We start from the raw sequence: 20949 nt of genomic DNA, 5'->3' as shown, positions 1-20949 counted from the left end.
CGAGGACAGCACTGTAACCAGCAGTAGCACTCAAAAAAACGGCAAATGTAACGATAGAAAACGAACCGTTAACATCGCGCCGCGCGGGGTCAGGCGTCGAGCCAACCGCCTTGCTGGCGCGCCCGGGCGCGCAGCTGGGAGCGGGCGCGCGACAGCCGGCTGCGCACCGTCCCGATCGGCAGATTCAACTGCGCGGCGGCTTCTTCGTACGACAGCTCTTCGGCGCAGATCATCCGCAGCACCTCGGCCAGGTCCACCGGCAAGGCGGCCAGCGAATGGTCCAGCAGGCGGATCGCCTGTACCAGTTCCAGGCGCGCGGCAGGATCCGAACGGCAGTCATGTTCGCCCGCCAACTCCTCCTCGCCGACAAACGCGTAGCGCCGTTCGGGAGCGCGCGAGAGGTGATTGCGGATCAGGTTGCGGGCGATGCCGAACAGCCAGGTCGATGGCTTGCTATCGCCGCGAAAGCTGTCGTAGGAGACCGACATCTCGACAAAGGCCTGCTGGGTGATGTCGTCGGCGTCGGGGCCGTTGCCCACGTGGCGCAGCACGAAGCGCCGCAGGCGCTCGGATTCCTCGCGCACCAGCTGGCTGACCGGATCGGGACGGCGGGAGGACGGAGCGACGGCGGCGGATCGGGGAGCAGGGCGCATGGTGGGGCTGCATGACATGGACGGGATGCTCGGCGCGGCGGCGCGGGCGCACGGCTTCTGCGCGCGGGCCGGGGCGATCCGCGCCAGGAAGGGGGAAAGGTGTCGGGAGGTCCGATGCGGGGCCGCGGTCTTCCGGGGCTCTGGTGGAGGGAGCGCCCGGCCCAGCAAAACCAGTCTACGTTTGGAAGATTCCGTAGCAAATACGACGCGTGCCGTATTTTTTTGGCGGGCGCGGGCGCGGGCGCGCCCGGCGCGGTTTCAGGCGCCCGGCAGGCCCAGGCGCACCGCGTAGGCCACCAGTTCGGCGGTGCTGTGCAGGCCGAGCTTGCGCATCAGGTTCTCGCGATGCTTGCGCGCGGTCAGCGGACTGATGTGCAGGGCCGCGCCGATCTGCGCGGCGGTGCTGCCCTGCGCGGCCAGCGCCAGCACCTGGTGTTCGCGCCGCGTCAGTGTTTCGGCGGGGGCCGGCGTGTGGGTCGGGCGGACGCGCGCCGGCCCGCCGACGTGGCCATCGTGCAGCCGCCGGATCGCCGCCATCAACTCGCGCGAGCTGCCCGTCTTGGCCAGGTAGTCGTCGGCGCCGGCCTCCAGGATGGCCTGGCGGCTGCGCGCGTCGGTATTGGCGGTGAGCACCAGGATGTAGAGCGCGGGATGGCGTTCCCGCAGCGCTCGCACCCAGGCCGAACCGGCCACCCCGGGCATGCCCAGGTCCAGCACCAGGACATCGGCGCCGTGCGCGGCCAGCAGGGCCAGCACCTGCTCGCCCGTGGCGGCCTCGTCGACCGAGCCAACCATGGCGACCGCCTGGCGCAGCACCATCGTCAGGCCCTCGCGCACGATGGCATGGTCATCGGCCAGCAGCACGCGCAGGAGGGGTGGCGGGGAGGAAAGGGGCATCGGGAGCGGCGGCGACGCCAGAGTATGTGTCAGAATGATGCACCATTATAGGGACCGATCCAGGCGCATGACCGCCCCCGCCGCGCTACCCACGCCCCGCCCGCCGGGCATCCTGTTGCCATGACCGGCGCGCCGGGGGTGGCGCCGGTTGCCGAGGCCGTCGCGGCCGAACTGGCGACCCTGCTCTACAGACAATCCTATGGCGTGCTGTTCGCCAATTTCGCGGTGGCGGTCCCGGTCGCCTACGTCATGCGCGAGATCGTGCCTGGCGGGCCGCTGCTGGCGTGGCTCGGCGCGGTCTACCTGCTGACGCTGGCGCGCGTGGTCGTCTGTCGCCGCTTCCTGCGGCGCGGCGCGGGCCCGCTGCGGCCCTGGGTCGCGGGGTTCTGCGCGCTGTCCTGGAGTTCCGGCCTGCTGTGGGGGCTGGCTGGGCTGGCCGCGGTGCTGTCGGGGCAGGACATGATGCTGGCGTTCGGCTGCGTGATACTGGCCGGCATGTGCAGCGGCGCGGTGCCATCGTTGTCGGCCTATCCTCCGGCCTATGCCGGATCGGCGCTTGGCATGGTGGCGCCGTTCATTCTGGCCTGCCTGGCGGCGGCGGACGGCCTGCACCTGGTCTACGCCGCCTTTGGCGTCTGCCTGCTGGCGGTCAACCTGTATTTCAGCGCCGTCACCTATCGCAGCCTGAAGACCACGGTGGCGCTGCGCTTCGAGAACACCGCCCTGATCCGCGGCCTGGAGCGCGAGCGTGACCGTGTCGCCGCCGCCGATCGCGCCAAGACCCGGTTCCTGGCCGCGGCCGGGCATGACCTGCGCCAGCCGGTACACGCGCTTGGCATGTTCACCGACATCCTGGCCAGCCGCGCCGAGGACGGCAGTGTCACGGCGCAGGACGCGCTGCACGTCGCGCGCCGCCAGCAGGCCGTTCTGGACAGCCTGAACCGCCTGCTCGACGGCTTGCTCGACGTATCGCGCATGGACGCGCACCTGTTGCGGATCGAACGCCGCACGGTCCACCTGGATGCGCTGTTCGACGACATCCGGCTGGACTTCGAGCCGCAGGCGCGCGCGCGCGGCCTGCGCCTGTCGGTGGCGCCCACCCGGCTGGCGCTGGACACCGCCCCGGCCCTGCTGCGCCGCATTCTCGACAACCTGCTGCGCAACGCGCTGTCGTACACGCTCCAGGGGCGGGTGCTGCTGTCGGCGCGGCGGCGGCGCGGGGGCGTCGTGATCCAGGTGTGGGACACGGGCGTAGGCATCGCGCCCGAGCTGCAGGAAGCCGTCTTCACCGAGTTCATGCGCGGCGCCGGCGCGCCCGCCGCGCCGGGGAGCGAAGAGGGGCTGGGCCTGGGCCTGGCCATCGTGCGGCGGCTGGCCGGGCTGCTGCATGGAGAGATCTCGCTGCGCTCGGTGCCGGGCAAGGGGTCTGTGTTCTCGTTGTGGGTGCCCGCTGGCATTCCCGCCGCGCATGCCGCCGGCGAAAAATAATCAGTTGAAGGGCCGCCGCCGCGCCCCTGTAATAGCGGTTAGTCGCCCGCGCGCGGGTTCGAGGTATCACGCCAGAGGGTCGCCATGTCCGCCGCCATTCCGTCCGTCGCTGCTTCATCCGGTCCCGCCACGCCGTCGCGCAACCTGTGGCTGATGGTGCTGGCCGGCGGCATCGTCATGGGCCTGGCGCTGGGCGTGCGGCACGTGCAGGGCCTGTTCCTGCTGCCCATCACCATGGACCGCGGCTGGTCGCGCGAGACCTTCGCCATGGCCCTGGCGGTACAGAACCTGACCTGGGGCGTGGTGCAGCCGTTCACCGGCATGATCGCCGACCGCTACGGCTCGGCCAAGGTGATCCTGGGCGGGCTGGTGTTCTACGCGTTGGGGCTGGCCGGGATGGCGCACGCCACCAGCGCGGCCGCCTTCATGTGGAGCGCCGGCATCTGTATCGGCGTGGCCCTGTCGGGCACCGCGTTCGCGGTGATCTACGGCGCGCTCAGCCGGCTGGTGCCGCCCGAGCGGCGCGGCTGGGCCCTGGGCGTGGCGGGCGCGGTCGGCGGGCTGGGACAGTTCACCATGGTGCCGGCGGCGCAGTGGCTGATCGGCGGCGCGGGCTGGGTGAGCGCATTGCTGGTTTTCGCAGTGGTGCTGGCCGTGCTGACGCCGCTGGCCTGGCCGCTGAAGGAAACGGAGCGCGCGGCATCGAAGGCCGGCCCCGCGCAGCCCGACCAGCCGCTCGGCGCGGCGATCCGCGAGGCCTTTTCCCAACGCGGCTTCTGGCTGCTGAACCTGGGGTTCCTGGCCTGCGGCTTCCAGCTGGCCTTTATCGGCACGCACCTGCCGGCCTACCTGATGGACAAGGGCATGCGGGCGGCGGATGCCGTCGCCGCGCTGGCCATCATCGCGCTCGCCAACGTGGCCGGCACCTACGTCTGCGGCATCCTCGGCGCGCACCATCGGCGCAAGTATCTGCTGGCCGGCATCTACCTGCTGCGCACCGCCGCCATGGCGCTGTTCTTCCTGCTGCCGCTGTCGCCGTGGTCGGTCTATGTGTTCGCCGCGGTCATGGGCTTCGTCTGGCTCGGCACGGTGCCGCTGACCAACGGCCTGATCGCGCAGGTGTTCGGCGTGCGCTACATCACGACGTTGTTCGGCTTCGTCTTTTTCGGCCACCAGCTCGGCTCGTTCCTCGGCGTCTGGCTGGGCGGCGTCGTGTTCGAGGCGACCCACTCGTACGACCTGATCTGGCTGGGCGCGATGGCGCTGGGCGTGTTGTCGGCGGCGCTGCACTGGCCCATCGACGACCGCGAGCTGCCGCGCGTGCGCGTCGCCGTGGCCGCCTGAAGCGGCCGTCCGGGAAGGCCGGCGGCCCGCGCGCGGCGCAAGCGGGCCTACAGCGGCCGGTGCTGCGTTCCCGCGCCCAGCGTGACGTGCAGCATGCGACAGGGCTCGATCACCTTGACGGTATGCCAGGCGCCCTTGGGGATCACATAGGCGTTTCCGGCTTCCAGTCGCACGGACTGGATGCCGGTGGGCCATTCCAGCTGCAGCTCGGCCGTGCCGGACATGAGGCGCACGATTTCGTCGGCCTGTGGATGCATTTCCCACTGCGGCCAGTCGGCGCTGAAGCTGTACTCCGACAGCAGCCAGCCATGGCCGTAGGGTTCCAGCGCGTCGCGCGGCAGGGACCAGAAGGCGTCGCCGCCCTTGACCGTGGCGGCATGGCCGCTGGCATCCAGAAAAATGTAATGCGACGACAGGTCGGTGGGCATGGGGCTTCTCCAGGGGGCGGCCTATACGCGTTATAACAGGGTCGTCGGCCGCGTCCGCCGCGCGTCATCGAGGCAAGGAATTCCGCATGCAGATCGAATCCCGCTGGTTGTTCCCATACGAGCCTCGCCATATCTGGCCGCATTTCCTGCACGCGCGCATGGACGACACCCGGCCGTTGCTGTTTCGCCTGGGCGTGCCCAAGCCGATCAGTTGCAAGGTGCTCGAAGGCGTCCCCGCCGTGGGCCACACGCGCCAGTGCACCACCGACCGTGGCACCATCGACCAGCGCATCCTGATCCTGCAGCCCGACCAACGTCTGCGCTACCAGATGCAGCGCAGCACGGTGTGGTGCGCGGACTGGGTCGGTTCCCTGGTCGACACCTTCGAGTTGCGGCCGGTGCCGGGGCAGGGCACCGAGGTGCGGCGCGTCACGCAGTTCGAGGCCGCGGGCGCCCTGCGCTGGGCCAAGCGGCTGGGCCTGTGGGCCGGTCTGCGCCAGGCGCACGCCTATGCCAGCCGCAATTGGCGACGGCTGGCGGCGGCCAGCCAGGCCTCGGAAAACCGCTGAAGCCGCGAGCTTCGTATCGGGCAAAAACTGCGATAATCCCGAACTTTCGAGCAGGCGCCAGCGCGCCTGTGGCGCGAGGGGGCGGCATGAGCAAAGGGTTCGACGGCGTCAGGCCGGCATCCGAATCGTCCATCGAGATCGGTTTCTTCTACCAGGGCCGCCATTGCGTGGAGCGCATCCGCGTCAAGCCCACTGCCGCCAACCTCAAACGCGCCGCCGGCCGCCGCGCCGCCATCCTGGCGGCCATTGCGCGCGGCGACTTCGATTACGACGCCGAATTTCCCCGGCGTGCCGCTGCCTCTCTTCCCGCCAAGGACCCGACATGACCCGCGCCGCCGCCTTGCCCGTGCACGACCTGACCGCCGATGCCTTCACGTCCTATGGCTGGATGCTGGGCAAGCCCATACCGCTGGGCAACGGCGTGCCCCTGTTCAGCAACGAGGCCACCGACTTCTGGCAGGAGCATGTCTTCAACACCGGCGCCGGCGGCGACGCCGAAGTGCTGTGGGTCAATTACCGCAGCGCCGAGGGCGAGATCGCCAGCCTGGAAAAGCACCTGCTGACGCAGCAGGCCATCGTGCCGTTGACGGGCGCCATCATCCAGGTGGTGGCACGCAGCGCCGCCGACGGCAGCCCCGACCTGGAGACGCTGGCGGCGTTCCGCGTCGAGCCGGGGCAGGGCGTGTGCATGCGGCCGGGCTGTTGGCACGCCACGCGCGTGGCCGACGCGGAAGTCACCTGCCTGATGCTGACGCGCCGCTCCACCACGCTGGACCTGATCCAGCACCTGACCACCGACGCCGCCGCCAGCGAAAGCGCGATCACGCCGATTCCGGCGCGGCAGCTCGAGGGCCTGCGCTTGCCGGATTGAATCCCGGCAGGGGTACTGGCGCGCCGCGCCCGTGCGACATGGTGTTGGCGCGTTGCATCGTCAGGCCCGCCGCGCTCGAAAAGATAGTGCTGTCATCTCCGTGCGGTTTCACTACCTCGGGGAAATGTGCCAGAATTTCAGCGACTGTCTGTCCCTGTCCGCGACGCTGCCGCCATTCGGGCGTTGCCAACCGTTACCCGAGTTGGAGCATGGAATGCGCATACGCCGCGTCGGCGTCGGATCTTCTCCCCGGCCTTTTCCCGGGCTCGCCCTTTGTCTGCGAGGCCTCGCCGTCCTGGCATTGATCGCCGGCGCCAGCGGTTGCAGCTTCACCTCGCCCGACGCGGCGACCGGCTCGCAGTACGTCGGCATCGACGGTGTCGCGGCGCCCGAGGCGCAACGCATCGCCAAAGAGGCCTACATCTACGGCTACCCGATGGTCGCCACCTACCAGGCCATCCACGCCGCCAGCATCGATGCGGGCAATCCGCACTACCAGGCCCCGTTCAACACGCTCAGTCATGCCATGCCCGACGATGCCGCGGCCTTGGCGCCCAGCGTCGACGCCCCGGTATCCTCGGCCGTGCTCGACCTGCGGGCCGAACCTGTCGTCATCAGCGTGCCGGCGATGGAAGCCCGACGCTATTTCTCGGTGCAACTGCGCGACCTGTATGGTTTCAATTTCGCCTATCTCGGCAGCCGTGTCAGCGGCCATGGCGCAGGCAGGTATCTGGTGATCGGCCCGCGCTGGAACGGCGCCGAGCCCAAGGGTTTCACCAAGGTGATCCGGGCCGAGACCGAACTGGTCAGCATGACGGTGCGCACCCAGCGGTTCGCGGCGTCGGACCTGGCCCAATTCAAGCGCATCCAGGCCGGCTACCAGGTCCAGCCGCTGTCGGCCTACCTGCGGAAAAAGCCGGCGCCGGCGCCGGCCCCGGTGGCCTGGATAGTGTCCGCGCCGCCCGCGCAGATGCGCAGTTCGCTGGAGTTCTACAACCAGCTGGGGTTCCTGCTGCAATTCGCGCCGGTCCAGCATGGCGAGCGCACGCTGCGCAAGCGCCTGGACAGCCTGCGCATCCGGCCGGGCGCGCCGGTCGTCACCGAGTCCATGAATCCCCGGCTGCGGCAGGTCATGCAGGAAGGCATGCACGATGGCCAGAACGACATCGACAGGCACCGCGTGGCGCTGGCCGGCAAGACCGACACGCTGTTCGGCGACCGCCAGTCCCTGCGCCATGACTATCTGGCGCGCGCCACCGGCGCCCAGGTCAGCCTGGGCGGCGACAGCCGCGAGGAGTCGATGGCCACGGTGCTGACCACTGATGCCGCGGGCCAGCCCCTGGATGGCGCCCAGGCCTACACCCTGCGCTTCGCGCCGCGCGGCCTGCCACCGGTCAACGCGTTCTGGTCGGTGACGCTGTACCGCATGCCCGGACAACAATTGGCGCCCAATCCCATCAAGCGCCACGTGATCGATGCCGCGATGCTGCCCACGCTCAAGCGCGACCGCGACGGCGGGCTGACGCTGCGCATCCAGCACCAGTCGCCGGGCAAGGGCGGCGATGCCAACTGGCTGCCCGCCCCGGCCGGGCCGTTCATGTTGACGCTGCGCTACTACTGGCCCAAGCCGGCCTTGCTGGACGGCTCCTGGCAGCCACCGCAGGCGCAGCGCGTGGGGCTGTAGCGGCGTTGCGGGCGATGGTGGATTGACGGCTGGATTGACGGCGACGAGGCGGTCGACACCGCGACCGTCCTGCGCGGCCAGGTGGCGGTGACCGCTACAGGTCCTCGCTGCGCCAGACCTTCAGCACGCGGCCGAAGATCTGCAGGTCCATGTCTTCGGTGATGTCCCAGGCGTCGTACTTGGTGTTCTCGGATTTGGCTCGGATCAGCAGCCCCTGGGCGCTGGGAATGCGTTGCAGCCGCTTGATGAAGCCCTCGTTGCCGACGCGAAAGAAGAACACGCCATCGACGTCGGCCTTGACCACGCCCAGGTCCACCAGCAACGGATCGCCCGGGTTGTACATGGGCCGCATGCTGTCGCCGAAACCCGTCACCACGCACAGGTTGGCGGCCGCGGTGTAGTGCCGCAGGTTCTTGTGCAGCCATTCCTGGCTGACGCGCAGGCTCTGGATCACGCCGGGCTGGTCACGCAGTTCCACCCCCGCGCCCATGGCGCCGCCGGTGTCGAAGCGCGGAATGCGCAGGTCGCCGGCCGCATCGTCGGCGGCACGCGCCAGATCGCCGCCGGGCTCGGCCAGCACCACATCGGGGGGATATTGCGCCGCCTCGTCCAGTAGTTGTTCCAGCGACAGTCCCAGCCCCGCCGCCAGGCGGGCCGCGTACTTGGAGCGTTCGCTGTCGCGCCCTTCGAGGGCGGCGATGGTGCCGACCCCCACGCCGGTGCGCGCTTCCAGCTGTTCCAGGGTGAGACCGAGGGCGGCGCGGTAGCGCCTGATTTGTTTTCCGAGAGCCATGGCGGGGACGCTAAACAGTTGTGGAAAATTGTGCAACAACAAGTGTTGAAATCACGATTATACATTTGTAGAATTCTACACATGGATTACCCAAAACGTGTGCTGTTATCAGACGGAAGCGTGGGTAGCGTATCGCTACCAAAGGGCTTCTCCCGGCAACCCGACCGGACGGCGGCAACGCCCGTCCGCACCTCCGGCGCCTCCATGGCGCCCACCCGGCACCCCGCGCAGGCGGCGGGCGCCGCCATCGAATCCCACAGCAAGGAGCGGCAAATGAATCAGGCAGGAAACATGGCGCTGCGGGCGCCGCAGGACTGGATCGCCGCGGCATCCCAGGCGGGCGCCGCGATCGCGCGTTCGATGGCCGCGCGGCCGGCCCCGCCACAGGCGGGCCGCCAGGAAGGCGCGCGCGGCCAGCAACCGAAGGGGCAGGACATGACGCGAGAGGAATCGGACCAGGTCGAAGCACTGATCATGGAGTGGTACCACTGGAGCCGCGGCTACCGGCCGCAATTGGGTGTGGGCAGGGTCTCGGCTTTCGCGCGCGGCATGACTTCCGACGAGGCCTACGATGACGAGGACGTCGACGCCCGTCTGGCCGCCACCCGTGGCGAGCAGACCGAGCTGTGCATCGACGAACTGCCGTGGCAGCAGCGCTCCGCCATCGGCGTGCATGCCGGCAACAAGGCCGCCGGCGCCCACGTCTTCAGCAATCCGCGCCTCACGCCCGCGCAGCAGCATGCGGCCTATCAGGAGGCCAAGGCGGCGTTGCTGCCCGCCTTGCGGCGGCGCGCGCTGGTGACCACCGCGCAGGTGCGACACGCGGATCGCGCCAAGCCTTGCGATGCGCGCGGCGCGTCCGCATAATTGAGTCGTCGGGCAAGTTGCGCCCGCACCAAATCGGCCCGCTGGGATTGCACTTGCACCCGCGGGTTTTTTTATGAGAGCCGTCTGAACCGATGCCGCGCTGTGCGCGTGCCGCGCGGCTTGCTTCCCCTTTTTCCGCTACACCGATCCAGCCCCGCGGCATTCGCCGCGGGGCTTTTTCGTGGCTGCTCCGGTTTGCCGTGGCGGTCACCGCTGCCCGCCACTGGCGGGCTTTTTTATTGGAGTCTGCAATGGCAGGTACTACCGTTTCGCAATTCGTTCAAACCCAGGGCACGCAACTGGAAGTGTCGACCACGGCCACCGAAGACCTGGGCGCCGCCGGCCTGACCTATGCCGATCTGGCCATCACCATCAAGGACCCGAACTTCCAGGGCGGCCAGACCACCGAGATCGACGTCACCGTGCTCAAGTCCACCGCCAAGGAATACGCCCTGGGCCTGGACGACAGCGGCACCTTCAGCATGGCCGGCAACTGGAAGGCTGGCGATCCCGCCCAGAAGGCGCTGGTGGCCGCGCGCAGCGACAAGAAGACCCGCGCCTTCCGCGTGACCTTCGCCGACGGCGCCAAGTTCGAGTTCCTCGGCCTGGTGACGCAATACCAGTGGCAAGGCCAGCTGGACAACGTCGTGTCCGCCACGTTCAACGTGCGCGTCACCGGCGCCGTCAAGCTGACCGACGCGCCCGCCAACGGGGGCTGAACGCCATGACGGACACGTCGATCCATTCCCCGGCCCGCGTCGCTGGCCTGCGCGGCCTGGCGGTCGATCCGCTGGCCGGCTTCGCCCACGAAACCCTGACCGTGCCGCAATGGCAGGATGCGCGCGTCATCGTGCGCGCGCCCAGCGCCGGCGATCACCTGTTCCACATCCGCGCGATCTGGGCGGCGGCGGGCGTGCTGCCGGGCGAGGACAACGAGGTGGTGCGCGCCAAGCTGGACGCGCCGGGCGTGGACTACACCCGCGCCTCGGCCAGTCTGCTGGTGCGCACGCTGTTCGAGCAGACCGAACAGGGGCCGCGCCGTGTCTTCGACGACGAAGACGTCGACGTCGTGGCCGCGGCCTACGGCCCGGCGCACGCCACGCTGGTGGCCAAGGCGATCGAGCTGGGCAACCTCGGGGAGGGAGCGCAGGCGCGCGCAAAAAAGCCCTCCAGGAAACGCCAGACCTCCGTTTCCTGATGGTCCTGGCCCTTCGACTGGGGCGCACGCTGGGCGAGTTGATGGACACCATCGACACCCATGAAGTGTCGCTATGGCGCGAGTGGGACCGCACGTCTCCGCTGGGAGACGACCGGGCCGACGTGCTCACGGCCAGCCTGGCCGCCACGGTGGCGCAGGCGGCCGGCGCCAAGGTGCGCGCCACCGACATGCTGGTGCGCTGGGGCGCGCAAGACGAGGAACCTCCCGCGGAAGCGGGGGCGGACGCGTTGAAGGCGTTCCTGATGTCGAAGGTCAGGAAGGGGTCTTGACGACGTGTCCGGCCCGCGCAAGCGGGCCGGAGGCGGATCTATGTGAGGTATAGGACCATGGCAGACAACAACAACGCCGCGAACATCGAGGCGGAAAACAGGGCGCTCAGACAGAACACCGTCGAGCTCAATCGCAACGCGGCGGCCCGGCGGGCATGGGAGAGCGCCGTTGCGAGGGCCGCGACCGAGTGCCGGAAGAGCAACGACGCCACCAACAAGGGCACCGACAGCAAGAAGAAGTCGACGGACGCGCTGAACAAGCATGCCCAGGCGATCCGGTCCGAGGCGGTCGAGCAGGCGCTGGCGGAAATGAAGAAGGCCGGCGCGATGCTGGGCCGTTCATCCGAAACCGCGAAGATGGAGTACGAAACCGAGGCCGGCCGGTTCGCGGGTGAGAGTCCCAGCGACAAGTACAGCCTGACGACCGCCGCGTGGGATCTCGACAGGCTGCGCGACCAGACGAAGATGCGCGCCTACATCGAGAATCTCGCGGATCCCGATGCGGAATCCAGACGCGAGAGGACTCAGAAGCAATGGGCGCTCGACGACGCGCTGCGGGACGGCACGCTCACCCAGGACAAGTACGACAAGGAACGGCGCAATCTCGGGCTCGTCGAGAAAGACGGCGACTTCATGGCGAAGGTGAACGACAAGCTGATCGAATCGGCGCGCAATGGAGCAGGCAAGATCCAGGACATCCTGGGCACCAAGATGTATGACTTCGTCTCCGAGAAATTCGACAAGATGGGGCTGTCGTTCCTGGACAACGTGGCCAAGATGGTGACGTCGGCCGCCTCCGCCAAGCTGATGGAGACGCTGCTGGGCAAGGAATTCATGTTGGGTTCGGGCGGCGTGGGGGGCTGGATTAGCCAGGCGGGCGGCTTCATTGCTGGGCTGTTCGGTTCGGGTGGCGCAAGTACCGCCAGCGCCATCGTGCCATCGGTGGCCCAGGCGTTTCCCGTCCAGTTCGCCAAAGGCGGCGCCTTCACCAACGGCATGACCGCCAGCCCCGTCGCCTTCCCCATGGGCGTGATGGGTGAAGCCGGTCCCGAGGCCATCATGCCGCTGCATCGCGGCGCCGACGGCTCGCTCGGCATCCGCGCGGCCTTCCCGAATGTGGGCGGCGACACCAACCCGGTCGCGGGCGGCGTGGCCGTGAATGTCTACGTGCAGGACGGCAAGGTCAGTTCCTCGAGCGAATCGGGCGAGGGCGGCTGGCAGCAGTTCGGCCAGCAGATCGGCGAATACGTCACGCAGCTGGTCGACCGCCGCATGACGCAATCGTATCGCCAGGGCGGCCTGGCCTGGCAAGCCAACAACAACCGTTTAGCGGGGGCATGATCATGGCAATCGAAACCTTCACCTGGTCGCCGCGCGTCAATCCGCAAGGGCGGACGAAATTCCGCGTGTTGAGCGCGCAGTTCGGCGATGGCTACAGCCAGGTCGCAGCCGATGGCATCAACAACAAAGTGGCTTCATGGCCCTTGCAGTTCTCGGGGGCGGCCGGGCAGATCGAGCCGATCGTGGCGTTTCTGGATCGACACCAGGGGTACCGGGGCTTCCAATGGCAACCGCCGCTGGGCGAGCCAGGCTACTACACCGCGACGGATTACGACCTGACCGCAATGGGCGGCGAGATGTACTCGCTGGCCGTCACTTTCCAACAAGTCTTCAGGCCTTGACGCCATGGCGGCGCGCCGCGCGCGAAGCCGCGGGGCGTCGACAGCTCCCGGCGGGTGCCGCGCATCGTGTGCGGCATGCAAGCAATGAGCCGTCGTATCGAAGCATGGGCTGGCCAGGTCGAGCGCCGGGGGGCAGGCCTGGCATATCCGGGCAACCGTCGCGGCAGGCCGCGGAGGAATAGAAATGGGCATTTACTCAGACGTACAAAAACTTGAAGTGGGCGCGTTGGTCGAGCTGTTCGAGCTGGACGCTACCGAGATCGGCGGGCAGGTCCTGCGCTTTCACGGCTACACGCAGGTGGGGCCTGTCTGGTGGCAAGGGCGGCAATACGACCCTTGGGCGATCCGGGCCGAAGGATTTGAACAGGTGGGAGAAGGGCAGCAGCCCTCGCCGACGCTGTCGGTGGGCAATATCGGGCAGGATGGAAAAGGCAAGCCTGTTGTTGGCGTGATCTCCGCTTTGTGCATCCATCTTGACGACCTGGTCGGCGCGCGCGTGGTGGTTCGCCGCACGTTGGGCAAATACCTGGACGCCGCTAACTTTCCCGAGGGGAACCCGACGGCCGACCCCCAGGAGGAATTGCCGCCCGAGGTCTGGATCGTGCAACAGAAAACCGTCGAAACGGCGCAGGTCGTGGAATTCTCGCTGTCCAGCGCGCTGGATTTCAATGGCCAGAAATTGCCCGATCGTCCGATCATCGCCGGCGTGTGCTCGTGGCTGCGCAAGGGCGGTTATCGCGGTCCCTACTGCGGTTACACCGGCAGCCGCATGTTCGACCTGGATGGCAAGCCGGTCAGCGATCCGACGCTGGACCGCTGTTCGGGCCTGATGTCCGACTGCAAGAAGCGCTTCGGCGAATACGAAGTCATCAACTTCGGCGGCTTTCCGTCCGCCGACCTGGTCAGGGGATAGCCATGCTCAAACGCACGATGCAGGCCATCCGCGATCATGGCGTGGCGACGTATCCGCAGGAATGCTGCGGGCTGGTGGTCAAGGCCGGCCGGCGCGAATGGTATGTGCCGTGCCGTAATACGGCCGCCAGCGAAGAACATTTCGTCATGTCGGCCGAAGACTATGCCGCGGCCGAGGAAAGCGGCCGGATCGTGGCGGTGGTGCATTCCCACCCGGATGCGCCGGCCATTCCCAGCGAGGCGGACAGGGTCGCATGCGAGGCGTCCGGCCTGCCGTGGTACATCGTCGCCGTCGAAAAGGACTTCGATGGGCGCGTGAGCGCGGGGGAAATCCGGGGCTTCACGCCGGAGGGCTTCCGGGCGCCGTTGCTGGGCCGCCAGTTCGCGCATGGGGTGCTGGACTGTTATTCACTGGTGCGCGATTGGTATGCGCGCGAGCGTGGCATCACGTTGCGGGATTTTGCGCGCGAAGATGGCTGGTGGGAGCGCGGGCGAGCGGGTGACCTCTACATGGAGCACTACGCCGAGGCCGGCTTCCGGCCCCTGGCGCCGCATGAGACGCTGGCGCCGGGCGACGTGGTGGTGATGCAGGTGCGCTCGGATCGCGCCAACCACGCGGGCGTCTTTCTGGGCGCGCAGCCGCTGCGCGAGGCGCCGGACCTGTTTCCGCTGCCTGACGCAATGTTGCATCACCTGTATGGACGCGACTCAGAGCGGGTCGTCTACGGCGGGTTCTGGCGCGAAGCGACCCGGTTGGTATTGCGTTATGGAGAAGAAACATGAGCGACAAGGTGCGTCTGGTGCGGCTGTACGGTTGGCTCGGCAAGCGCTTTGGCCGCGAACACCGCCTGGCGGTGGCCAGCCCGGCCGAGGCGGTGCGCGCGCTGTGCGCCCTGTTACCGGGGTTCGAGCGGGCCCTGCTGGATAGCGAGCGGCGCGGCGTGCGCTTTGCCTGCTTCGCCGGCCGTCGCAATCTGTCGGAAGACGAACTGCGGCATCCGGTGGGTTCGGACGCCATCCGCATCGCGCCGATGCTGGCGGGCGCCAAGAACGGCGGACTGTTCCAGACGGTGCTGGGGGCGGTGCTGATCGCCGCGGCCGCGATCTACAGCGGCGGCTTGACGGCGGCGTTCCAGGCCGGCGGGCTGCTGCAGGCCACGGCCTCCATGGGCCTGTCGATGATGCTGAGCGGCGTGGCCCAGATGCTGTCGCCGCAGCAACGGCAGCTCAGCGCCAGGGACCGCCCCGAAAACGGTGCGTCCTACAACTTCAACGGCCCGGTGAACACCACTGCCCAAGGCAATCCCGTGCCCCTGCTGTACGGGGAAATGTTCGTCGGCAGCGCCACGATCTCCGCGGGCATTTATTCGGAAGACCACGTATGAAACAACGACATCGAATCAGGAACCAGGCGCCCGCGGGCGCCTTTTCTTTTGCCGGCAAGGGGCGGCCGGAGGAAGCGGCGCTGGTCGGCCACAAGGGCAAGGGCGGCGGCGGCGGCCGCACGCCGGTGGAATCGCCCGACAGCCTGCACAGCACCGCCTATGCGCGCGTCATCGACCTGCTGGGCGAAGGCGAGATCTACGGCCCCGTGCATGGCATGGACAATGCCCTGCGCGACGTCTACCTGAATGGCACCCCCGTGGCCAACGCGGACGGTTCGCTGAACTTCACCGGCGCATCCATCGACTTTCGCACCGGCACGCAACTGCAGGACCCGCTGCCCGGCTTTCCCGCGTCGGAAAGCACGATCGGCGTCAGCGCCGAGCTCAAATCGAGCCAGCCGTGGACACGGCTGTTCACCAACCTGCAGGCCTCGGCCGTGCGCGTCACGCTGGCGGTCGAAGGCCTGAGCCGCGCGGACACCAAGAACGGCGACATCAACGGCTATCGCGTTGAATACGTGATCGAATTGAACACGGACGGCGCCGGCTACCAGACCGTGCTGTCCAGCGCCTTCGATGGCAAGACCACGCAGCGCTATGCGCGCTCGCATCGCATCGACCTGCCGCGCGCGCGCCAGGGCTGGACCCTGCGCGTGCGCCGCATCACGCCCAATGCCAACAGCAACACGATTTCCGACCGGACAGTGGTGGACACGGTCACCGAGGTCATCGATGCCAAGCTGCGCTATCCCATGTCCGCGCTGGTAGGCATCAAGATCGACGCCTCGCAGTTCCAGAGCATACCAACGCGCGCCTATCACGTGCGCGGGCGCATCATCCGCGTGCCGTCGAATTATCATCCCGACCTGCGCAGCTATGACGGCGTGTGGGACGGCACCTTCAAGCTGGCCTGGACCAACAATCCGGCCTGGGTCTTCTACGACCTGGTCAGCAACGACCGTTACGGCCTGGGCACGCGGGTGCCCGCCGGCTGGCTGGACAAATGGGGCCTGTACCAGATCGGCCGCTATTGCGACGAGATGGTCGACGATGGCTTCGGCGGCAAGGAGCCGCGCTTCACCTGCAACGTCTACCTGCAGCAGGCCGCCGACGCCTATCGGGTGGTACAGGACTTCGCTTCCGTTTTTCGCGGCATGGCCTATTGGGCCAACGCCGCCGTGTTCGCCTCGGCCGACATGCCGGGCGATCCGGTCTATACCTTCTCGTCGGCCAACGTGGTCGATGGGCGCTTCAACTATGTCGGCTCGGCGTTGACCACGCGCTATACGGTGGCGCTGGTTTCCTGGAACGACATGGCCGAGATGGGCCGCCAGAAGGTCGAGTATGTCGAGAATCGCGAAGGCATTGCACGCTATGGCATCCAGCAGGTCGAGGTGACGGGGTTCGGCTGCACCTCGCGCGGCCAGGCCCACCGGATCGGCAAATGGATGCTGCTGACTTCCAATTCGGAAACGCGCTCGGTCACCTTCTCGGTCGGCCTGGACGCCTGCCGCGTCCGGCCCGGCAGTGTCATCCGCGTGGCGGATCAGCACCTGGCAGGCCGCCGCATCGGCGGCCGCATTCGCGAGGGTTCGGTAAGCAAGGTCACAGTGGATGCCGAACTGGGGGTGAGGCCGGGCGACCGCCTGACCGTCAACCTGCCTAATGGCCTGTCGGAGACGCGCGTGGTCGCCACCGCGGTGGGCACCGGCCTGACGGTGGACAACACCGCCTTTACCGTGGATTCGACCGAGCTGACGGCGGACCTGGTGGGCTTGCCGGGCACGGTCCTGCATATCACCGTGACGACGCCGTTCTCGCAGGCACCCGAGGCCGAGTGCGTCTGGACGCTGGAATCCGAAGCCCTATCGGCGCAAACCTTCCGTGTGCTGAGCGTCAAGCGCAAGCAAGGGCTGGTGGCCGAGATTGCCGCTGTTCAGCACGAGCCGGGCAAGTTCGACAATGTCGACTTCGGCACCCGCCTGGATCCCAAGCCGATCACCGTGGTGCCGCCATCGGTGCAGTCCGCGCCCGTGAACATCCGGCTGGCCTCGCGTTCGGTGATCGATCAGGGTATCGCGCGCCATGTGGGCGTCATCAGCTGGGATGCGGCGCCTTCGGCTGTCGCGTACCAGGTGCAATGGCGGCGTGACAACTCCGACTGGGTCGAGGCCGGCCGCACCGGCGCGCTGACGCTGGAGTTGCCGGACATCCGCGCCGGCGCCTATGTGGCGCGGGTGCGCGCCATCAATGTGTCGGACATCTCGTCGGTGTGGGCCAATTCCGCCGAAACGGCGCTGGAAGGCGATATCGCGCCGCCGCCGGCGCTGGCCCTGCTGACCACCAAATCCCTGGTGTTCGGCATCGAGTTGCGCTGGGCTTTCCCGGAAGGGCGGTTCACCGCGCAGCGCACCGAGATCTGGTACAGCGCGTCCAACGACCGCGCCAGCGCCATCAAGCTGGGCGATTTTGCTTTTCCGCAAAACGCCCATACCCTGATGGGCTTGGCGGCCGGCAAGCGCTTTTACTTCTGGGGGCGCATCGTCGCGCTCAATGGCGAGATCGGCGCCTGGTATCCGGGCGACCAGGGCGTGATGGGCGAATCCAGTTGGGAAGCCAGCGAGATCCTGGAATACCTGAACGGCAAGATCAGCCGCGACGAGCTGGCCCAGGAACTGACCGGCACCATCGACGGCCTGACCAGCGGCCTGGATGAGACTCGCGCCGCGATCACGGCGGAGGAAACCAAGCGGGCCGATGCCGATGGGGCATTGTCCTCGCGCGTCGATACCGTGCTGGCGGCCGCCAATGGCGCCGCCGCGGGTGTCGAGGAGACGCGCAATGCGCTGGTGGACGTGGATGGCAAGCTCAAGGCCACCTGGAGCATCAAGGCCCAGGTTGCGAAGGACGGCAAGATCTACGCTGCGGGCATGTCGGCAGGCGCCTATTCCCAGCCCGACGGGAGCATGCAGACAGCGGTGTATTTCCTCGCGGATCGGTTGGCGCTGCTGAACCAGGCGAATGGCGCGACCACGACGCCGTTTGTTATCGAAAACGGGCAGACGTTCATCAACGACGCGGTGATCGGCACGAGCCGGATAACCAATGCGATGATTCGTAGCCTGGACGCGGGAAAGATCGATGCGGGCTACATCAGCGTAGATCGATTGGATGCGAATGCGTTGACCGCCAAATTGGCGAACCTTGACAAGGCGTACATATCGCGGGCACACATCCGTGAGGCGCAGGTGGATACCCTGTCGATCGCAGGAAATGCGGTCACGATTCCCGTGTCGTGGGCGGGGACAAACTCGGGCTCGGTTGTCTTGGTCAGCAATGTGGAGGGGCCTGCAGTCATCATTGCGTATCGAGGCGGCTATCCCTCCCAGCCAACCGCTCTGAGGATTTACGCGAATGGCGAGGAAATCGATCGGGTCGACCCCGCGTACACCTCCACGACCCCGAATGAGGGCGGGGGCCTGCTCTACAACACGATGCCGTTATCGGTGATGGCAGTAAAGACGCTGCCTGCTGGTAGTTCGGTAATCACGGTCAATTCGGCACATAGCTACGCGAGCGGCGCGCCGCTGCGATTGATCGTACTGATGACCAAGAGGTAATGATATGAAAACCGCTTCTTTCTATGACGCTGAGGGTCGGATTGTTGGCGTGATGACTGGTCCGCTGGACTGCGTGGTGGCGACTGGTCGGCACAATCAACAGTTCTGGGTGGAAGGGGCTGGAGACCCCGACGTGCAATGCGTGATGGACGGAAAACTGACGCCAAGGCCACAGAGTCCGGCGACGCTTTCCGGCCTGACGTTGACCGAACTGCCGGTCCCTTGTTTCATCAGGATTGGCGATAGCGGCTATCCGTGCACAGAACGGGTTGCCGAGCTGGAGTTCGCTCAGCCTGGAAGCTATCTCGTCATCGTCGAAGCCTGGCCCTATCTCAACAAGGAGTTCACCGTTGAAAATCCGCCACTATGAACCCTACGCGCCGCTGCGCGCCCGCGCCTATCCCGCCATCGGCGACCAGCTCGACGCGATCATGAAGTTCGCCGCGCACCTGCAGGCGTCGGGCCAGGCGCTGCCCGCCGAGGTGACGCAATGGGTGGCGCAATGCCAGGGCGTCAAGCAACGCTATCCGAAGCCGGTCATCGATGCAGAGGGGGACGCGCCATGAGCCAACCCCTCGCAACCGTCCGCCTCTACGGTCGCCTGGGCGCGGAGTTCGGGCGTATGCATCGGCTGGCTGTTTCCAGCACCGCCGAAGCGATACGAGCGCTATGCGTCCTGCTGCCCGGCTTCGAGAGCCGTCTGCTCGACAGCGAATCCAAGGGGGTGCGCTATGCCTGCTTCATCGGCCGCCGCAATCTGGGCGAAGCCGAGCTGGCGCGCCCGTCCGGCACCGAGGACATCCGTATTGCGCCCATGCCCACCGGCGCCAAGCGTGGCGGCCTGATGCAGGTGGTGGTGGGCGTGGCGATGATCGTGGCATCGTTTATTCCGGTGGTCAACGCGGCGCTGTGGGCGAGCGCCAGTACCTCGCTGTTGACCATGGGCATGGCGATGACGCTGGGCGGGGTGGTGCAGTTGCTGACGCCGCAACAGCGCGCGTTGAGCGTCAAGGACGGGCCCAACAACGGCGCGTCGTACAACTTCAACGGCCCGGTCAACACCACGGCGCAGGGCAACCCCGTGCCGGTGCTGTACGGCGAGATGTTCGTGGGCAGCGCCACCATCTCGGCGGGTATCTACTCCGAAGACCAGGTGTGAGGCGAGCCGGCAGTCCAGGCATACCGGACGGGTTTCCCGTCCGGTATGCCTGCCTTCAGCGGCAAGACGACCTAGAATCAGGCATCGGGTGGAGCGGCGCTTCGCCCTGACGGGGAGCCGCGACACCGCATGAAACGCAATTTCAACATCCACGACCTGCGCATCTTCTACACCGTGGTCATGACCGGATCCACCCGGCAGGCCGCGCAGGCCATGCACCTCACGCAGCCCGCCGTCAGCCACGCCATCTCGCGGCTCGAACAGTCGACCGGCGTGCAGTTGTTCGACCGCTCCCACAAGACGCTGCGGCCCACCGAGGCCGGCCAGTACCTGTACGGCGAAGCCAAGTTCGTGCTGGATGAATTGGTGCGCATCGACGAGGCGCTGCACAGCATCGAGCAGTTCGGCGGCCGCGGGCTGCGCATTGCCTGCTCGCCCGCGCTGGCGCTTTCGTACGCGCCCGACGCGGTGCGCCGCTACCTTAAAGCCAATGGCACGAGGCCGTTCTCGCTCGATCTGGAGTCATCGGTGCAGGCGATCAGCGCCGTCGACACCATGCGCGCCGATTTCGGGCTGGGGGCGGTGTCGCAGCAGAGCGCGCGGCTGGCGTTCCGGCCGTTCCTGCGCACCGAGGTCATGGCCATCGCGCATCGCGAGCATTGCCTTGCGCGTGGCGATATCGTGAGGGTGGGAGACATCCGCCCCGATAGCTACGTGCAGCCCTTGTGGTCCGACTACGTCATGCCCCAGGGCGACATCGCCGAGTCGATGCAGTTGCGTTCCGGCATGCGGGCCCATATGTCGCTGCTGGCCGGCACCGTATGCGCGGTGCGCGGTGTCAGCATGGTCAACGCGCTGTCGGCGGCCGACATCGCGGCAGCCTATCCGGAACTGGTGGCGCTGCCGTTGGCTTCGCGCCAGTGGTTTGATTTCGTGTTGATCGCGCGCAACGAGGCGGCCAGCCAGGAGCCGGCCGAGCGCCTGGTCGAGGCGCTGCACGCGGCCGCGCGCGAACGGCAACGCGGGGTGTACGAGCAAGCGATCCAACTGCTCGCTTAGGCACCGGGCGCCGAACGCCGGTGGCCGCGCGCCCCGGTGCGGCTGGGGAA

General features: G+C 67.5%; 24 protein-coding genes. 20 read left to right on the top strand and 4 right to left on the bottom strand.

Annotated features, from left to right (window positions below; translation table 11 throughout):
- Positions 1-89: 89 nt before the first annotated feature.
- Together AruCF_RS23315 and AruCF_RS23310 are read right to left on the bottom strand one after the other, a co-directional pair.
- On the bottom strand, positions 90-653 hold the full coding sequence (locus AruCF_RS23315) for an RNA polymerase sigma factor (protein WP_049076521.1): 564 nt from the start codon (positions 651-653) through the stop codon (positions 90-92).
- A gap of 258 nt (positions 654-911) precedes the next feature.
- Positions 912-1550, bottom strand: coding sequence for a response regulator (locus AruCF_RS23310; RefSeq protein WP_049076520.1), 639 nt, complete (start codon positions 1548-1550; stop codon positions 912-914).
- 120 nt (positions 1551-1670) lie between these two features.
- On the opposite strand from AruCF_RS23310, the gene AruCF_RS23305 reads away from it, so the two are divergent.
- Together AruCF_RS23305 and AruCF_RS23300 are read left to right on the top strand one after the other, a co-directional pair.
- Entirely contained in the window at positions 1671-3038 is a 1368-nt protein-coding gene (locus tag AruCF_RS23305) for a sensor histidine kinase (RefSeq protein ID WP_144419174.1), read from the top strand.
- A gap of 153 nt (positions 3039-3191) precedes the next feature.
- Entirely contained in the window at positions 3192-4382 is a 1191-nt protein-coding gene (locus tag AruCF_RS23300) for an MFS transporter (protein WP_049078156.1), read from the top strand.
- Between the two features lie 47 nt (positions 4383-4429).
- Here the strand turns inward: AruCF_RS23300 and AruCF_RS23295 are convergent, their stop codons facing one another.
- Positions 4430-4810: a cupin domain-containing protein gene (locus AruCF_RS23295; protein ID WP_049076519.1), complete on the bottom strand. Its 381-nt coding sequence runs from the start codon at positions 4808-4810 to the stop codon at positions 4430-4432.
- 86 nt (positions 4811-4896) lie between these two features.
- On the opposite strand from AruCF_RS23295, the gene AruCF_RS23290 reads away from it, so the two are divergent.
- From AruCF_RS23290 to AruCF_RS23275, 4 genes are all read left to right on the top strand, one after another.
- Positions 4897-5379 carry an SRPBCC family protein gene (locus AruCF_RS23290; RefSeq protein WP_049076518.1) on the top strand — a complete coding sequence of 161 codons (483 nt, stop codon included), beginning with the start codon at positions 4897-4899 and terminating at the stop codon, positions 5377-5379.
- Between the two features lie 86 nt (positions 5380-5465).
- A complete protein-coding gene (locus AruCF_RS23285; RefSeq protein ID WP_049076516.1) occupies positions 5466-5705 on the top strand; it encodes an Arm DNA-binding domain-containing protein in 240 nt (79 codons plus the stop codon).
- Complete coding sequence (locus AruCF_RS23280; RefSeq protein ID WP_049076514.1) at positions 5702-6250, top strand: ureidoglycolate lyase; 549 nt, start codon at positions 5702-5704, stop codon at positions 6248-6250. Before AruCF_RS23285 ends, AruCF_RS23280 begins: the two co-directional genes overlap by 4 nt.
- A gap of 301 nt (positions 6251-6551) precedes the next feature.
- On the top strand, positions 6552-7934 hold the full coding sequence (locus tag AruCF_RS23275) for a DUF1254 domain-containing protein (RefSeq protein WP_235432712.1): 1383 nt from the start codon (positions 6552-6554) through the stop codon (positions 7932-7934).
- Positions 7935-8028: 94 nt separating this feature from the next.
- Here AruCF_RS23275 and AruCF_RS23270 read toward each other — a convergent pair whose 3' ends face one another.
- The gene (locus AruCF_RS23270; protein WP_049076513.1) at positions 8029-8727 is read right to left on the bottom strand and encodes an XRE family transcriptional regulator; all 699 of its coding nucleotides are present in this window, start codon (positions 8725-8727) and stop codon (positions 8029-8031) included.
- 273 nt (positions 8728-9000) lie between these two features.
- Here AruCF_RS23270 and AruCF_RS23265 point away from each other — a divergent pair, with 273 nt between their 5' ends.
- From AruCF_RS23265 to AruCF_RS23205, 14 genes are all read left to right on the top strand, one after another.
- Positions 9001-9594, top strand: a complete 594-nt coding sequence (locus AruCF_RS23265; protein ID WP_080977597.1) for a hypothetical protein — start codon at positions 9001-9003, stop codon at positions 9592-9594.
- A 251-nt stretch (positions 9595-9845) separates the two neighbouring features.
- Entirely contained in the window at positions 9846-10313 is a 468-nt protein-coding gene (locus tag AruCF_RS23260) for a phage tail tube protein (RefSeq protein WP_049076510.1), read from the top strand.
- 5 nt (positions 10314-10318) lie between these two features.
- Positions 10319-10792, top strand: a complete 474-nt coding sequence (locus AruCF_RS23255) for a phage tail assembly chaperone (protein ID WP_049076508.1) — start codon at positions 10319-10321, stop codon at positions 10790-10792.
- Positions 10792-11082 (top strand): phage tail assembly protein T, encoded by a 291-nt coding sequence (locus tag AruCF_RS23250; protein ID WP_049076506.1) that lies wholly within the window; start codon positions 10792-10794, stop codon positions 11080-11082. The genes AruCF_RS23255 and AruCF_RS23250 overlap by 1 nt, the downstream gene beginning before the upstream one ends.
- 57 nt (positions 11083-11139) lie before the next feature.
- Positions 11140-12423 carry a phage tail tape measure protein gene (locus AruCF_RS23245; RefSeq protein WP_063568762.1) on the top strand — a complete coding sequence of 428 codons (1284 nt, stop codon included), beginning with the start codon at positions 11140-11142 and terminating at the stop codon, positions 12421-12423.
- Between the two features lie 2 nt (positions 12424-12425).
- Positions 12426-12764, top strand: a complete 339-nt coding sequence (locus AruCF_RS23240) for a phage tail protein (RefSeq protein WP_049078148.1) — start codon at positions 12426-12428, stop codon at positions 12762-12764.
- A gap of 184 nt (positions 12765-12948) precedes the next feature.
- Positions 12949-13677 (top strand): phage minor tail protein L, encoded by a 729-nt coding sequence (locus AruCF_RS23235; protein ID WP_049076505.1) that lies wholly within the window; start codon positions 12949-12951, stop codon positions 13675-13677.
- A 2-nt stretch (positions 13678-13679) separates the two neighbouring features.
- The gene (locus AruCF_RS23230) at positions 13680-14459 is read left to right on the top strand and encodes a C40 family peptidase (protein ID WP_049076502.1); all 780 of its coding nucleotides are present in this window, start codon (positions 13680-13682) and stop codon (positions 14457-14459) included.
- Positions 14456-15061, top strand: a complete 606-nt coding sequence (locus AruCF_RS23225; RefSeq protein WP_049076500.1) for a tail assembly protein — start codon at positions 14456-14458, stop codon at positions 15059-15061. The genes AruCF_RS23230 and AruCF_RS23225 overlap by 4 nt, the downstream gene beginning before the upstream one ends.
- Complete coding sequence (locus AruCF_RS23220) at positions 15058-18681, top strand: TipJ family phage tail tip protein (protein WP_053086028.1); 3624 nt, start codon at positions 15058-15060, stop codon at positions 18679-18681. The genes AruCF_RS23225 and AruCF_RS23220 overlap by 4 nt, the downstream gene beginning before the upstream one ends.
- A 4-nt stretch (positions 18682-18685) precedes the next feature.
- Positions 18686-19051 (top strand): hypothetical protein, encoded by a 366-nt coding sequence (locus AruCF_RS29290; RefSeq protein WP_144419173.1) that lies wholly within the window; start codon positions 18686-18688, stop codon positions 19049-19051.
- A complete protein-coding gene (locus AruCF_RS23215) occupies positions 19032-19247 on the top strand; it encodes a hypothetical protein (RefSeq protein ID WP_049076499.1) in 216 nt (71 codons plus the stop codon). The genes AruCF_RS29290 and AruCF_RS23215 overlap by 20 nt, the downstream gene beginning before the upstream one ends.
- On the top strand, positions 19244-19840 hold the full coding sequence (locus AruCF_RS23210; RefSeq protein ID WP_049076496.1) for a tail assembly protein: 597 nt from the start codon (positions 19244-19246) through the stop codon (positions 19838-19840). Before AruCF_RS23215 ends, AruCF_RS23210 begins: the two co-directional genes overlap by 4 nt.
- 129 nt (positions 19841-19969) lie before the next feature.
- Positions 19970-20899, top strand: coding sequence for a LysR family transcriptional regulator (locus tag AruCF_RS23205; RefSeq protein WP_049076494.1), 930 nt, complete (start codon positions 19970-19972; stop codon positions 20897-20899).
- Positions 20900-20949 lie beyond the last annotated feature (50 nt).

The organism is Achromobacter ruhlandii (assembly GCF_002082135.1).
Classification (GTDB): Bacteria; Pseudomonadota; Gammaproteobacteria; order Burkholderiales; family Burkholderiaceae_B; genus Achromobacter; species Achromobacter ruhlandii.
This window is presented reverse-complemented; position numbering and strand designations above follow the sequence as displayed.

Excerpts from the sequence above, each read along its gene's own strand:
- AruCF_RS23315 (WP_049076521.1), bottom strand. The coding sequence starts at position 653 with ATGCGCCCTGCTCCCCGATCCGCCGCCGTCGCTCCGTCCTCCCGCCGT.
- AruCF_RS23310 (WP_049076520.1), bottom strand. The coding sequence starts at position 1,550 with ATGCCCCTTTCCTCCCCGCCACCCCTCCTGCGCGTGCTGCTGGCCGAT.
- AruCF_RS23305 (WP_144419174.1), top strand. The coding sequence starts at position 1,671 with ATGACCGGCGCGCCGGGGGTGGCGCCGGTTGCCGAGGCCGTCGCGGCC.
- AruCF_RS23300 (WP_049078156.1), top strand. The coding sequence starts at position 3,192 with ATGGTGCTGGCCGGCGGCATCGTCATGGGCCTGGCGCTGGGCGTGCGG.
- AruCF_RS23295 (WP_049076519.1), bottom strand. The coding sequence starts at position 4,810 with ATGCCCACCGACCTGTCGTCGCATTACATTTTTCTGGATGCCAGCGGC.
- AruCF_RS23290 (WP_049076518.1), top strand. The coding sequence starts at position 4,897 with ATGCAGATCGAATCCCGCTGGTTGTTCCCATACGAGCCTCGCCATATC.
- AruCF_RS23285 (WP_049076516.1), top strand. The coding sequence starts at position 5,466 with ATGAGCAAAGGGTTCGACGGCGTCAGGCCGGCATCCGAATCGTCCATC.
- AruCF_RS23280 (WP_049076514.1), top strand. The coding sequence starts at position 5,702 with ATGACCCGCGCCGCCGCCTTGCCCGTGCACGACCTGACCGCCGATGCC.
- AruCF_RS23270 (WP_049076513.1), bottom strand. The coding sequence starts at position 8,727 with ATGGCTCTCGGAAAACAAATCAGGCGCTACCGCGCCGCCCTCGGTCTC.
- AruCF_RS23265 (WP_080977597.1), top strand. The coding sequence starts at position 9,001 with ATGAATCAGGCAGGAAACATGGCGCTGCGGGCGCCGCAGGACTGGATC.
- AruCF_RS23260 (WP_049076510.1), top strand. The coding sequence starts at position 9,846 with ATGGCAGGTACTACCGTTTCGCAATTCGTTCAAACCCAGGGCACGCAA.
- AruCF_RS23255 (WP_049076508.1), top strand. The coding sequence starts at position 10,319 with ATGACGGACACGTCGATCCATTCCCCGGCCCGCGTCGCTGGCCTGCGC.
- AruCF_RS23250 (WP_049076506.1), top strand. The coding sequence starts at position 10,792 with ATGGTCCTGGCCCTTCGACTGGGGCGCACGCTGGGCGAGTTGATGGAC.
- AruCF_RS23245 (WP_063568762.1), top strand. The coding sequence starts at position 11,140 with ATGGCAGACAACAACAACGCCGCGAACATCGAGGCGGAAAACAGGGCG.
- AruCF_RS23240 (WP_049078148.1), top strand. The coding sequence starts at position 12,426 with ATGGCAATCGAAACCTTCACCTGGTCGCCGCGCGTCAATCCGCAAGGG.
- AruCF_RS23235 (WP_049076505.1), top strand. The coding sequence starts at position 12,949 with ATGGGCATTTACTCAGACGTACAAAAACTTGAAGTGGGCGCGTTGGTC.
- AruCF_RS23230 (WP_049076502.1), top strand. The coding sequence starts at position 13,680 with ATGCTCAAACGCACGATGCAGGCCATCCGCGATCATGGCGTGGCGACG.
- AruCF_RS23225 (WP_049076500.1), top strand. The coding sequence starts at position 14,456 with ATGAGCGACAAGGTGCGTCTGGTGCGGCTGTACGGTTGGCTCGGCAAG.
- AruCF_RS23220 (WP_053086028.1), top strand. The coding sequence starts at position 15,058 with ATGAAACAACGACATCGAATCAGGAACCAGGCGCCCGCGGGCGCCTTT.
- AruCF_RS29290 (WP_144419173.1), top strand. The coding sequence starts at position 18,686 with ATGAAAACCGCTTCTTTCTATGACGCTGAGGGTCGGATTGTTGGCGTG.
- AruCF_RS23210 (WP_049076496.1), top strand. The coding sequence starts at position 19,244 with ATGAGCCAACCCCTCGCAACCGTCCGCCTCTACGGTCGCCTGGGCGCG.
- AruCF_RS23205 (WP_049076494.1), top strand. The coding sequence starts at position 19,970 with ATGAAACGCAATTTCAACATCCACGACCTGCGCATCTTCTACACCGTG.